The 13,140-nt window shown below is 47.0% G+C and carries 11 protein-coding genes; 3 read left to right on the top strand and 8 right to left on the bottom strand.

All coding sequences use genetic code 11. The features are described 5' to 3' along the window. The first annotated feature begins 198 nt into the window (after positions 1-198). Positions 199-1,302, top strand: a complete 1,104-nt coding sequence (gene ychF / locus BBC0122_RS08540) for a redox-regulated ATPase YchF (RefSeq protein WP_077993006.1) — start codon at positions 199-201, stop codon at positions 1,300-1,302. 251 nt (positions 1,303-1,553) lie between these two features. Here the strand turns inward: ychF and BBC0122_RS08545 are convergent, their stop codons facing one another. From BBC0122_RS08545 to BBC0122_RS08570, 6 genes are all read right to left on the bottom strand, one after another. Further along, the gene (locus BBC0122_RS08545) at positions 1,554-1,994 is read right to left on the bottom strand and encodes a PRC-barrel domain-containing protein (protein WP_077993013.1); all 441 of its coding nucleotides are present in this window, start codon (positions 1,992-1,994) and stop codon (positions 1,554-1,556) included. 1,169 nt (positions 1,995-3,163) lie between these two features. Further along, positions 3,164-3,712, bottom strand: a complete 549-nt coding sequence (locus tag BBC0122_RS08550) for an adenine phosphoribosyltransferase (RefSeq protein ID WP_077993014.1) — start codon at positions 3,710-3,712, stop codon at positions 3,164-3,166. Between the two features lie 6 nt (positions 3,713-3,718). Beyond that, positions 3,719-4,522, bottom strand: coding sequence for a cytochrome c1 (locus tag BBC0122_RS08555; protein ID WP_225868190.1), 804 nt, complete (start codon positions 4,520-4,522; stop codon positions 3,719-3,721). A 34-nt stretch (positions 4,523-4,556) separates the two neighbouring features. Further along, entirely contained in the window at positions 4,557-5,831 is a 1,275-nt protein-coding gene (locus BBC0122_RS08560; RefSeq protein ID WP_077993017.1) for a cytochrome b, read from the bottom strand. Positions 5,832-5,836: 5 nt separating this feature from the next. Then, positions 5,837-6,388 carry a ubiquinol-cytochrome c reductase iron-sulfur subunit gene (gene petA / locus BBC0122_RS08565; protein WP_077993019.1) on the bottom strand — a complete coding sequence of 184 codons (552 nt, stop codon included), beginning with the start codon at positions 6,386-6,388 and terminating at the stop codon, positions 5,837-5,839. Positions 6,389-6,918: 530 nt separating this feature from the next. Continuing rightward, entirely contained in the window at positions 6,919-8,757 is a 1,839-nt protein-coding gene (locus tag BBC0122_RS08570; RefSeq protein ID WP_077993020.1) for an ABC transporter ATP-binding protein, read from the bottom strand. 610 nt (positions 8,758-9,367) lie between these two features. Here BBC0122_RS08570 and BBC0122_RS08575 point away from each other — a divergent pair. Together BBC0122_RS08575 and hemF are read left to right on the top strand one after the other, a co-directional pair. Then, positions 9,368-9,823, top strand: coding sequence for a tRNA (cytidine(34)-2'-O)-methyltransferase (locus tag BBC0122_RS08575; RefSeq protein WP_077994624.1), 456 nt, complete (start codon positions 9,368-9,370; stop codon positions 9,821-9,823). 108 nt (positions 9,824-9,931) lie between these two features. Continuing rightward, positions 9,932-10,846, top strand: coding sequence for an oxygen-dependent coproporphyrinogen oxidase (hemF, locus tag BBC0122_RS08580; protein ID WP_077993023.1), 915 nt, complete (start codon positions 9,932-9,934; stop codon positions 10,844-10,846). Between the two features lie 316 nt (positions 10,847-11,162). Here the strand turns inward: hemF and BBC0122_RS08585 are convergent, their stop codons facing one another. Both BBC0122_RS08585 and BBC0122_RS08590 read right to left on the bottom strand, forming a co-directional pair. Next, positions 11,163-12,416, bottom strand: a complete 1,254-nt coding sequence (locus BBC0122_RS08585) for a CCA tRNA nucleotidyltransferase (RefSeq protein ID WP_225868095.1) — start codon at positions 12,414-12,416, stop codon at positions 11,163-11,165. Next, the gene (locus tag BBC0122_RS08590; protein WP_077993028.1) at positions 12,413-13,066 is read right to left on the bottom strand and encodes a CoA pyrophosphatase; all 654 of its coding nucleotides are present in this window, start codon (positions 13,064-13,066) and stop codon (positions 12,413-12,415) included. Before BBC0122_RS08590 ends, BBC0122_RS08585 begins: the two co-directional genes overlap by 4 nt. Positions 13,067-13,140 lie beyond the last annotated feature (74 nt).

Here is a 13,140-nt window from a genome sequence, read left to right on the forward strand (position 1 = left end):
CGGATTGTTTTAAGCCTGAAAGCTTAGCCAAACGTTAAAATAGACAAGATTCCGGCAAAAACGAGAGTGGTCATCAAAATCGTGTGGACTGTATCTTTTTCGCATCATGACCGGCTCTTTAACTGGTATCTGTTTAAAAACGTGCTATAGAACCAACCATGTTTACACGCTTATCGGATCAGGATTGCGAGAATTTCAATGGGATTTAAATGTGGTATCGTCGGATTGCCGAATGTGGGAAAATCCACACTGTTTAATGCTTTGACAAAAACAGCAGCAGCACAGGCTGCGAATTATCCTTTTTGCACAATCGAGCCGAATACTGGCGAAGTTGCTGTGCCGGATCCGCGGTTGAAAAAGATTGCTTCTATTGCCGGTTCCAAGGAAATCATCCCCACACGCATCAGCTTTGTCGATATTGCAGGGCTTGTGCGTGGCGCATCGAAAGGCGAAGGGTTAGGCAACCAGTTTTTGGCCAATATTCGCGAAGTTGATGCCATTGTCCATGTGCTGCGCTGTTTCATCGACGAGGATATTACCCATGTTGAAGGGCGAATTGATCCGGTGTCAGACGCTGCAACCGTTGAAACAGAATTGATGCTGTCCGATCTTGAAAGCCTCGAACGGCGTATTGTACAGATGAGAAAGCGTGCGACAGGCAAAGACAAGGAAGCTTTGACCGTACTTCCGATGATGGAAGAAGCTTTGAAGCTTTTACAAAATGGCAAACCGGTTCGGCTTTTGACCAAAGATATTTCGGAAGATGACCGGCAAATTCTGGTTTCGTTCAATCTGTTGACCTCGAAGCCCGTGCTTTATGTTTGCAATGTTGCCGAAAGTGATGCGGCAACAGGCAATGATTTTTCCAAAGCTGTCGAGAAAATGGCTGCCGAACAAGGCGCTGAAAGCGTGATTATTTCTGCCGAAATCGAGGCGGAAGTGGCGCAATTGCCGGAAGCGGAAGCCAAAGAATATCTCGAAGAACTGGGGCTTCATGAACCAGGGCTCGATCGTTTAATTCGCGCGGGCTATCACCTGCTTGATCTTATTACCTATTTTACCTGCGGCCCCAAAGAAACCCGTGCCTGGACCATTAAACGGGGAACCAAAGCCCCGCAAGCAGCCGGTGTTATCCATTCCGATTTTGAACGCGGTTTTATTCGCGCCCAAACCATCTCCTATAAGGATTATGTCGAACTGGGTGGCGAAGTGGCAGCAAAGGAAGCCGGTAAAGCGCGTGACGAGGGCAAGGATTATGTTGTCGAAGATGGCGACATCATGCTTTTCAAACATAATTCCTGATTTGTTATCAACAAATAGCGCCGGTTTTACTCAATTTCCGGCCGTTATTTTGTGACCAATCCGGTTTTAATATTTTTCGTGCCCGTCTCGTAAACCATAAAATAAAAGCCGTCCGGAAAAAATTCCGGACGGCTTTTATTCAAAGAACTCTATAGAAAACCGATAAGCTTTCGATAGAAAAATAGCCTTTCGATAGAGAAATAGCCTTTCGATAGAGATAGCGTTCTCGCCTATCAAACTGCTATTTTTAATCAGAGCTTTTTATGCTCTTCATATTTGAATTCGGGAGCGGCCATCAGCCCTTCCTTGGTTACATTGACCACAACCTTCCACGCACCATTTTCATGACGCATGTAGATTGTTGAAGGATCAACCACAACATAGCGTTCACCCACACCAAGAAAACCACCTACACCCACAACAATGCCCGCTACATTATTCTGGCGAATGATAATGTCCTTGATCTGGCCGATTGCTTGATCCTGCTTGTTCAATACTTTTGTATCAATCAAGCTTGAAGCAATAAAATCTGTTTCGGTCGGTGTGACATAACGCACAACGACATCACCATTCGGCAACTTGACTTCCGAAGCCGGTTCTTTCGGCGCTTCGATAGTGATCTTCGGTGATTGCGCAAAAGCGCTCCCAGCGATTGTTGCTGCCAAAACAGTGATAAGTGCCAGTCTTTTCATTTAATACGCCTCATAATAATGTTAGTTACTTAAATAAAACGTATAAAAGATAAGAATGTTCCATTTTATTTATATTTTTTAATAATTATTTATTTTTTAAAACTGAAAATGGATATTATTGTTATATTATTGCGTTTGATTTTATTATATATATCTAATATGAACTTCATTTACTCGATTTAAGTTTTATCTGACCATTCTCTTTTTTGCATGACTGATTGTTGCTTGAAGAAAAATATACCAATCTTGAACGGCTTTTAACGCCAAGCCGGATTTTGCGAAAATCGGCAGAGTTGAATAGCCACTTGTCTCACCACACAAGATATTTTTAGCCCACAAAAGATATTTTTAGCCTACACAGGATATTTTAACCCACACAAGATATTTGCAAGTGCCGAACTGCAACCTTGATTGCTTTTTAAACTTCTCGTTTTCAACCTCCCGTTTTTAACGTGTCGTTTTTAACCTGCCGTTTTCAAACTCCCGTTTTCAACTTGTCGTTTTCGACCTGTCTTTTTATGTGGCATTTTCCCGAAAGATGCCCAATCATCTTCAATAAAACAGGTTCACAAGAAAACAGAGCCAAGCGCAGAATAGAAACACGCGCAAAACAAAAACAACCATAAAACTGGGACAGTCACGAAACAGAGACAGGCACGAAAAAGAGACAGGAACGAAACAGGGACAAGTGCGGCTGAAACACTTTTCCCGCCCCTTTCCGGACTGTGCAAAATTAGAAACCCGCCTGCCGAATGAGCCGGTTTAATGCGAGCCTCATCACTAAAGAAGACGGCTTGGCACGCATGAACACGTGCCAATGAAGACCACTTGGCCAATAGAACCGGTTGCCAGGTACAACCTGTTGCCAAATAAGACTGCCCATTAACTGAGACTTCCGGCTAGCCAGCTTGCAAAACAAGGTCATTTGCTACACAAGGCTGCATGTCAAACGAGACCGGTTGCCAAATAAGACTGCCCATTAACCAAGACTTCCCGTTAGCCAGCTTGCAAAACAAGGTCATTTGCCACACAAGGCTGCATGTCAAACGAGACCGGTTGCCAAATAAGACTGCCCATTAACCAAGACTTCCCGCTAAATAAGACTGCTTATCCAGCTCACCCGCTTGCCATAACGGAATAGAAACTTTTTTAAAGCCTCCCAGAAAAACTCAATCGCCTTCGTAAGAGACCAGTGTATGCACTTCCACGCCCAATTGGCGAAGCTTTTCGGCTCCGCCATGATCGGGCAGGTTGATAACAAAACAGGCTGCAACGATTTCGGCGTCAATCTGGCGCAACAATTCTGCGGCTGCAATAGCCGTTCCGCCGGTAGCGATAAGATCATCCACCAGAACCACACGTTCACCCGGTTTCACCGCATCGCGATGCATTTCCATTTCATCAATGCCATATTCAAGGCTATAGGCAATGCGCACCGTATCATAAGGCAATTTGCCTTTTTTTCTGATCGGCACGAAGCCTGCCGAAAGTTGGTGGGCAACAGCCCCGCCCAGAATGAAACCGCGTGCTTCCACACCGGCGATCTTATCGACTTTAAGTCCTATATAGGGGTAAACCAGCGCATCAATAGTGCGCCGGAATGCACCGGCATTGCCCATCAAAGTGGTAATATCGCGAAACTTTACTCCAGGTTTCGGATAGTCCGAAATTGTGCGGATGGCTTTTTTCAGTGTTTCTTCAAGTGTATCATTTGTCATCAATTTTCAATCCAATTCATTCCATATGCGTCTTTTCACGGCATAGGTCAGGCCTGCAAAGACTATCAAGAACAAGATGACACGAAAACCGGTCTTCTTGCGTGTTTCCATATGCGGGTCGGCAGTCCACATCAAGAAGGCCGATACGTCACGGGCGTAATTTTCAGTTGTTTCTTCTGTACCATCATTATACGTCACCATGCCATCACTTAAAGGGGGTGGCATGGCAAGTGCATTTCCCGAATTGAAATAAGGGTTGTACCAATTATTTTCCGCCAATTCCGCCCCTTCCGGCGGTTCGCTATAACCGGTGAGAAGTGCCGTAATATAATCAGGCCCTGCTTCATTATAGTTGGTAAAAATATCGGCAATAAAGGCAGGAAACGGCAAAGACACCGCACGGGCTTTTGCCATTAGTGAAAGGTCGGCCGGATTGGCACCATTATTGGCAAATTTTGCTGCCTCGACATTTGGAAATGGTGAAGGAAAATAATCGGTCGGCAAACCTTTGCGAACAAACATTTCCCCTTCGCTGTTCGGCCCGTCCTGAATGTCATAGGTTTTGGCAAAAGCTTTTATTTGTTCCTCGCTATAGCCAAGTGCCTTGAGGTCGCGAAAAGAAACATATTTCAAGGAATGGCAGGTCGAGCAAACTTCTTTATAAACCTTGAGACCGCGTTGCAATTGCTGAAGATCATAAGTGCCAAAGGGACCAGAAAAACTCCAGCTCTGTTTTTCGGGAACTTTTAACGGGTAATGCGCCTCGCCGCCTTCCTCTTCTGCAAAAACAGCAAGAGGCACGAAAAGCAATGCCGCCACAACCAGCCAAAAAGAGAGTGCCTTCTTACCATAGCCGCCACCTTGTTTTGGCCTTTGCTTCCCTTTTTTCAAGATCTTCACTAATGGAAGAAGGAACCGGCAAAGTCTTTTCAAACTTCGGCAAAAACGGCATGATGACGAGGAAAAATACGAAATAATAAAGTGTGGCGATTTGCGACCAGAATACGCTACTTTCTGTAATGGGGGATGCCCCCAATGTTCCAAGTAATACCACATCGGCAATAAACAGCCAGTAAAACAGTTTGAAAGCCGGACGATAGCGCGCAGAACGCACTTTCGAGCGGTCGAGCCATGGCACGAATAACCAGATCAACACCGCCGCCATCAATATCAGCACACCGCCGAATGTCGAGCTGATCGGCCCGAAATCGAATGTAATGGCGCGCAACATGGCGTAAAAGGGCAGAAAATACCATTCCGGCACAATATGCGGTGACGTGGTCATGGTGTCACCGGCGATATAATTGTCGGGGTGTCCCATATAATCGGGCATGAAAAACAAAAACCACGCAAAGAAAATCAGAAATACGCTGATTGCAAAAATATCTTTGATCGTCGCATAGGGCGTAAAAGGCACAGTTTCCGACGGCGACTTCACCTCTACCCCTGTCGGGTTGTTCTGCCCGACATGGTGGACAGCCCAGATATGCAAACCGATAAGAAAAACCAGAATGAAGGGAAAAAGATAATGCAAAGAATAAAAGCGGTTGAGTGTCGGCTGGCCGACATTAAAACCACCCAATAATGTTTCATGGAGCCAGGGGCCGATAACGGGAATAGCCTTGAAAAGGCCGGAAATGACCGAAGCTGCCGATGTCGACATCATGCCCCAGACGAGTGTATAGCCCAAAAATGCGGTTGCCATCATCACCAGATAGATCAGCACACCGATAATCCAGATGAGTTCGCGCGGTCGCTTGTGCGAGCCATAATAAAGGCCACGGGCAAGATGGATATAGGCGGCAATAAAAAAGAATGACGAGCCGACAGCATGCCAAGGCTCGAATAGCCAACCGAACTGGCCATCGCGCATGAAGCGTTCGCGCGCATCGAATGCCAATGTCACATCGGGAATATAATGCATCGACATGACAATGCCGGTCAAAATCTGCGATACCAGCATCAGCGTGAGGATACCGCCAAAGGTATAGAAATAATTGAGATTTCTCGGCACCGGAAACGATACACCGAGATTATAAAGAAAACGCAAAATCGGTAGCCGCGCGTCAAGCCAGCGTGTTAGCGCATATTTCGGATGATAGGATGAAGATTTTGTCATCGCACCTATCCGATCTGCAACACGTTATCTGACAAAAACCGGTAAGGCGGTATTTCGAGGTTGCGGTTGGCGGGGCCTGAACGCACCCTTCCGGCTGTGTCGTAAACCGAACCATGACAGGGGCAAAACCAGCCGCCAAAAGCACCCGACTGCCCCAAGGGCACACAACCGAGATGCGTACAAATATTAATCATCACCAGCCAGTTTTCATGCCCCTCACCAGCCGATCGGGCAAGATCGGTGGCGGGTTGCTTCCCTTCAAGATTGGGATTAGCCGCATCCGGATCTTTCAGTTTATTCAGATCGACGTTTCTCGCGTCATCAATTTCTTTTTGTGTGCGATTGCGGATGACGACCGGCTGACCGCGCCATTTGACGGTCACAGACATTCCCTCTTCAATGCCGGAAATATCAACCTCGATTGTGGCACTTGCCAGCACTTTCTGATCGGGGCGCAACTGGTCGATAAATGGCCATGCGACAGAACCGACGCCCAGCGCACCGGCAACGCCGGTTGCAAGAAATAGAAAATCGCGTCGTGTCTTTTCGCTACTCATTGTAAAAGGTTGTAACCTGCCGGAAAAAGGTTGGAGCCTATTGGTCAAACGTATGTTTTTTAGCACACAGCATCAATTTGTCCACGATTTAAAAAGAATGATAGTTGAAACACCATGTATTTTCAAAATTTTAAAGCCGTGCGCCGGCATAGCTTAAGCATTTTTACCCGATTGTTTCAAATAACGGCAGTTCGTCGCGCAATGAAGAAAACGGGGTGTCGGGTGTCGCCATCAATCAGGGTCGGCAAAATACAATCCGGCTTTAAAAAAACAGTTTATCTACTGCGGCTCAACCTTTTAACTTTCATCAGAATTGTTATTGAAAAATAGGCAACCCGAAGCGCGCGGTTAGGAAACGCCTCGATTGCCCGATAAACTCCCTTAAATAGACACCCCGTAAACGTACACAAAGAAGAGGTTTCTGTTTTACGAAAACAAAAAACAGGAAACAGGAAAAGATCTTCCGGCTCAAAAGGGGCTGGCGTTTCTGTCCCGTTTTTTTCGCTCAAGCCCCTTTAAACGATAAAATCTCAAGACTCACTATCAAGATCAAGATGTCCGCCAACCTGCCGGTTCCACAAATGGGCATAAATACCGTGCTTCAAAAGCAATTCTTCATGCGTGCCATCCTCGACAATTTTTCCCTTATCCATCACGATCAAGCGGTCCATTTCGGCAATTGTCGACAAGCGGTGGGCAATGGCAAGAACAGTTTTTCCTTCCATCAGGCGCGCGAGATTTTCCTGAATGGCAGCTTCGACTTCCGAATCGAGTGCCGAGGTTGCCTCGTCAAGAATAAGAATCGGCGCATCTTTGAGCATGACACGTGAAATAGCAATGCGCTGGCGCTGCCCACCGGAAAGGCGCGCGCCGCGCTCTCCCACAAAGGCATCATATCCGGTTTTGCCGTTCTGGTCGCGCAGACTGTCGATAAAATCGGCAGCTTCGGCATCCCTCACTGCTTCAAGCAATTCCCGATTGCTGGCATCAGGCCGCCCATAGAGAATATTATCTTTGAGCGAACGGTGCAAAAGCGAGGTATCCTGTGTCACTACGCCAATGGCCGCGCGCAAGCTTTCCTGTGTGACATCGGCAATATTTTGCCCGTCAATCAATATAGCGCCCTCTTCGACATCGTGAAAACGCAAGAGAAGATTGACAAGTGTCGATTTACCGGCGCCTGAGCGCCCCACAACCCCTACCTTTTGACCCGGCTCGATATGAAGGTTGAAATCTTTCAAGATTCCCTTGCCCTTGCCATAGTGGAAGCCGACATGTTCAAACCGGATGTCGCCTTTTTTGACGACAAGTTTTTTGGCGTCCTTCTTGTCTTCAACGATTCTATCCTGTGCAATGGAATGCATTCCATCTTCGACAATACCGATATTTTCAAAAAGTGCGGCCATTTCCCACATAATCCATTGCGCCATGCCGTTAAGCCGCAAGACAAGGCCGATACTGACCGCAACAGCGCCGACAAGAATGGCATCCCGCTGCCATAGCCAGATGCCGAGCGCTCCCACAACAAACAATAAAATACAATTCGACACATAAACGCTGATCGAAAATTTCGAGATGAGCCGCATCTGTTTGTAAACCGTACCCTGAAAATGCTCGAACCCTTCACGGGCAAAGCTTTCCTCTCTTGCGTGGTGGGAAAAGAGTTTGACGGTTGCAATATTGGTATAAGAATCAACAACCCGCCCTGTCATGAGAGAACGCGCATCGGCTTGCGCTTCGGAAGCATCGCGCAATTTCGGAATAAAATATTTAAGTAGCCCGATATAGCTGATAATCCACAAAAGAAAGGGCACCATCAGCCGCCAGTCGGAGGAAGCGGCAATCACCAGTGTGCCAAGGAAATAGACAATCACATAGTTTAAAACGTCAAAAAGCTTCATCACCGTTTCACGCACCGACAAGGCCGTTTGCATCACCTTCGCCGATATGCGACCGGAAAATTCGTTCTGGAAAAAGCTCATGGATTGGCCGAGCAGATAACGATGCACAAGCCAGCGTATCCGCATCGGATAATTGCCAAGCAATGTCTGATGCATGACCATGCTGTGCATGGTGACAAAAAATGGCAGGATGAGAACAACCAGCACACCGATGAGTGCAAGTTTTACGCCTTGCGTTTCAAAAAATGTTGCCCGCGAATTGGCATTGAGCCAATCGACAATACTGCCCAGAAACCCGAAAAGCGAAACTTCTGTCACCGCAATCAAGGCGGTAAAAATTGCCATGAAGATCAACCACGGCCAAACGCCTTCCGTATAATAAAGGCAGAAACCCAACAGATTTTGCGGTGGTCGTTTCAGCTCCTTTTCGGGAAAAGCGTTCAATCTTCGTTCAAACCATCCAAACATGGTCGAGCTCCTTGTTTCTGCTTTATTTTAGCTGTCTCAAAATAGTGTTCGACCTCTGCCCGAACACAAAACCCGAACACCCAATCTGTGGAACGATCCGGCCCCTTGGAACGATCCGATTAGCGAAGTGTTTCATGGCTTCAAGTGTCATATGTCTTTTGTCACAAACCGGCGGATTTTTCAAAGCGGGAAACTTTTTTGCTCCCGACTTCTTCCGGCTTTTCCGGATGTCTTTAGACAGGAAAATGCAGAACACGGATTTGCCGACGACGATAAAACGGTTTTTGCGCCTCCCTGAAGATAGTTCAAAACTGCGTGCTTACAAGACGTTTCCCGCAACAAATAAGGCTTCCACTATCTCGAACAGCGCCGACAGCAGAAAAACGAGGCAAAAAGCGATAATGTTTATGAAGTGAGACCAATTAGAGACAAATCACAGACAAACCGGAAAGCCGGCGGCAGACTTTACATAATCCGGTTGTTTGAACTTTGAATTAAACAAGCACATTCCGGAAGAGAAAAACACGTTTGCCAAGAATTGTGAATTTCATGTGTTTCGTTGCTTCCCCTCCTCTTTACAATGGCGGGTTCAAAAGCCTATTCAACATTCATGACAGTTCGTATTGCACTTTTTCAGCCCGACATTGCGGGAAACACCGGAACAATTTTGCGGCTCGGAGCCTGTTTCGGCGTGCCGGTTGACATTATCGAACCGGCCGGTTTTGACCTTTCCGACCGCCATTTGAAACGTGCGGGCATGGATTATCTCGAAATTGCAACATTGAAGCGGCACATTGATTGGCAACATTTTCTGGACGAACAGAAGGCGGAAAACCGCCGTCTCATTCTTTTTACCACAAAAACCGACAAACCTTATTGCGATTTTTCTTTTCAGGACGAAGACGTACTCCTGTTCGGGCGGGAATCGGCGGGTGCACCGGATTATGTCCATCAAGCCGTTGACGCTGAAGTGACCATTCCCATGGTCAAAGTTGCGCGTTCTCTCAACCTTGCGGTGAGTGTTGCAATCGGCGTCAGCGAAGCATTGCGCCAGATCAACAAATAGACCTCATTCAATTAGTCGACGAATTATTAATAGGTAGACAAAGCCGTTTTCAACCCTTATCTCTTTTCTGGAGTTATTCTAAACGAGTTTATAGATTTAAGACGGATTATGACGAATAGAGACATTCCCGATGACATGCCTTCCGATCTGGAAGACAAGAAAAAGCGGGCAGAAGAGTGGTTCCAATCATTACGGGATAGAATTTGTAATTCACTTGAAAAACTGGAACGGGAACTGACAGGCCAATTTTCCAATTTCTCTGCCGGTTCATTTGTCAGAACCCCGTGGGAAAAACCCGGCGGCATGAATGGCGGCGGTGTTATGTCGGTCATGAAGGGTCGCGTTTTTGAAAAAGCAGCTGTCCAGACATCGACTATTTATGGCGAATTTTCGCCCGAATTCAGGAAAGAAATTCCCGGAGCACAAGATGACCCGCGCTTCTGGGCAAGTGGCATTTCGCTTATTGTGCACCCACAAAGCCCGCATGTGCCGACCGTCCATTTCAACACCCGTATGATCGTTACAACCCGCCAATGGTTTGGCGGCGGTGCGGATTTGACACCAATGCTTGCCGAGCGGCGCACCCAGTCGGATATTGATACCCAAACCTTTCATAAGGCGTTCCAATATGTCTGCGAACGCCACCCCACGGTTGCCGATTATCCGAAATTCAAGAAATGGTGCGACGAATATTTTTATCTGAAACACCGCAAAGAACCGCGTGGCGTTGGCGGTATATTTTACGATTGGCTCCATAGCAGCAAAGAAGCCGGTGGCTGGGAAGCCGATTTCAGTTTTACGCAGGATGTCGGGCGGGCTTTCGACATTGTTTATCCTTCGATTGTGCGTGAAAACTTCAATAAGCCGTGGACAGAAAAACAAAGAAATGCCCAACTTATCCAGCGTGGCCGCTATGTCGAATTCAACCTTATTTACGACAGGGGCACTATTTTCGGGCTCAAGACCGGCGGGAATATCGAAAGTATTCTCTCTTCCCTGCCGCCCACTGTTAAATGGCTTTAGCAATTTCAATTAGAAAAGCCGGAATAGCTTTAGCTATTTCGCGAAGCCAAATCCCGAAATGGGTGTAATCACGAAATTGGACAAAAGGTGGCAGATAAAATAAGCCGGATAAACATTGCCTTCATCACGTCGGGCACGAAAGCAAACCTGCCTCATTTTACCGAATAGGCCGCGAGGCTGATATTTCCGATCAGACCATAGCCACATCTCAGGCCATGGCCACATCTCAGGCCATTGTCATATCTCAGGCCATGGCCCCATCTTAGGTCATTGCCACATCTCAGACCATGGCCACATCTCAGACAATGGCCATATCTCACGCCATTGCCATATCGAGGAGTGCTTTCTTATCCAGTAAAAAGCCGGTTTCCACCCAAAGTCTTTCCAGCGCTTTAAGTTTGTGCCCGATGGCCGGCCCCTCGGTGATGCCGAGAGGTAAAAGATCTTTGCCGGTCAAGGGAAAAACCGGAACCTCATAATGCTCGGCCAATTTTCTGAGCCGTGTATAATGGCTTGCTTCAACAAGTGCATTATCATTGCTTAAAGCATGGGCGCGTGCATGCGACAATGCGAGCGTCAATTCATCAAGAACCGCCTGCTTGCCATGATTATAGACCAGTTTTTTAATTCCGACATCGGGACAATCATATTTGATCGGCCCCATATGCGCAAAGGCAAGCAACCGTGTTTTCTCAGCTTTGGAAAAGCGCAACCGTTCGGCCATTTTTTTCAATCGCACTTCATCGGGTGGCACAATGGAAAAAAGCCGCAATAACGGGTCGGGAGGAAAGCCCATGACATGTTCGGTTCCGATCAGCGGGGGAAATGCGTCGATACCCCATTTTTCGGTTTCGGGAAGAATAATTCCCAAAATTGCGGCTTGCCGCATCCATAAAAGCGCCCGCGTCGGGTCGGGAGCGGAAAGCATTTTTTTAACCTCCGACCACACCCGTTCGGCAGATAATTGCAAAAGGCCGTCTTTCAGCCGTGCGCAAGCTTTGATGGCTTCGGCATCGGGACGCCCTTTGCCCACCCATGCATAAAGGCGAAAAAATCTTAAAATGCGCAAGTAATCCTCGCGGATACGATCCTCGGCAACGCCGATGAAACGCAAAGTCTCGCTTTCAATATCGGCAAGACCGTTGACATCATCATAAATTTTACCTTCGGCATCGGCATAAATGGCGTTGATTGTGAAATCGCGCCTTTGTGCGTCAGTCTTCCAGTCACGCCCGAAAACAACTTTTGCCCGCCGCCCGTCCGGCTCGATATCGGCTCTAAGCGCGGTTACTTCATAGGAGTGACCCTTCACCACCACAGTGATTGTGCCATGTTCATAGCCTGTGGGAACTGCTTTGAAACCTTTCTCGCTTACCCGCTTGATAATTTCATCGGGCACACAGGTTGTTGCAATATCAATATCGTTGACAGGATAGCCCAGAAGCTGGTTACGCACAGCCCCGCCTACCACGCGCGCCTCTTCGCCATTTTCCGAAAGACAATGAAGCAGTTGTTGCAGCCCCTCATCGTGAAGCCACAAGGCTTTTTTGGCGATATTAAGCGTAGTCAACGGGATAACCTTTCTGCGAGTGAACGAATCATTGCGGCCGTCGCACCCCATATATAGTGATTGTCGAAGGAAAGTGCATAGAAGCTCCGCTTTTCTGCTCCAGACTTCTTTGATACAATCACATAATTTTTCGGATCAAGCACAAAAGCTAACGGTACAGTAAATATTTCATCAACCTCGTCGTCATTTTTGACAAATTCAGCGCCCGCTTCAATCAATCCCACCACCGGACGAATCTCGAAACCTGTCGACGTATAATAGAAGTCGAGTTCGCCGAGTTTTGTGAAATATTCCGGCTCCAGCCCGATTTCTTCATGAGCTTCTCGCAAAGCTGTCATTTCATCGCTGGTGTCGCGCGCTTCTCTTTTCCCGCCCGGAAAAGCGATTTGTCCGGAATGTTTGAGAAGTTTTGCTGTCCGCTTTGTCAAAACGAGATGTGGCATATCGGATTTTTCAACAAGGCCGACAAGAACGGCCGAGCGTTGCCAGGACAAACGTTCGGATTTTTGCCGCATGGGAAGAGAATTGGAAAACGGCCGGCCGGAATTAACCGATTGTATGGAAGAGCGTGAAACGGTTGAAAATTCTGTTTCTTCATTAAATTTTTTGACAATGTCGTTTTGCGAAATTACCCGACTTTCTCTATCCAATTTTAAAAAACCTTCTTGTCAAATCGCTATTCAAGACTTTTAGACAGTTCATTTCTGTTATTTTTCTGCTACAA

The organism is Ditibartonella choladocola (genome assembly GCF_002007565.1).
GTDB lineage: Bacteria > Pseudomonadota > Alphaproteobacteria > Rhizobiales > Rhizobiaceae > Bartonella > Bartonella choladocola.

Excerpts from the sequence above, each read along its gene's own strand:
- ychF (WP_077993006.1), top strand. The coding sequence starts at position 199 with ATGGGATTTAAATGTGGTATCGTCGGATTGCCGAATGTGGGAAAATCC.
- BBC0122_RS08545 (WP_077993013.1), bottom strand. The coding sequence starts at position 1,994 with ATGAAAAGACTGGCACTTATCACTGTTTTGGCAGCAACAATCGCTGGG.
- BBC0122_RS08550 (WP_077993014.1), bottom strand. The coding sequence starts at position 3,712 with ATGACAAATGATACACTTGAAGAAACACTGAAAAAAGCCATCCGCACA.
- BBC0122_RS08560 (WP_077993017.1), bottom strand. The coding sequence starts at position 5,831 with ATGACAAAATCTTCATCCTATCATCCGAAATATGCGCTAACACGCTGG.
- petA (WP_077993019.1), bottom strand. The coding sequence starts at position 6,388 with ATGAGTAGCGAAAAGACACGACGCGATTTTCTATTTCTTGCAACCGGC.
- BBC0122_RS08570 (WP_077993020.1), bottom strand. The coding sequence starts at position 8,757 with ATGTTTGGATGGTTTGAACGAAGATTGAACGCTTTTCCCGAAAAGGAG.
- BBC0122_RS08575 (WP_077994624.1), top strand. The coding sequence starts at position 9,368 with ATGACAGTTCGTATTGCACTTTTTCAGCCCGACATTGCGGGAAACACC.
- hemF (WP_077993023.1), top strand. The coding sequence starts at position 9,932 with ATGACGAATAGAGACATTCCCGATGACATGCCTTCCGATCTGGAAGAC.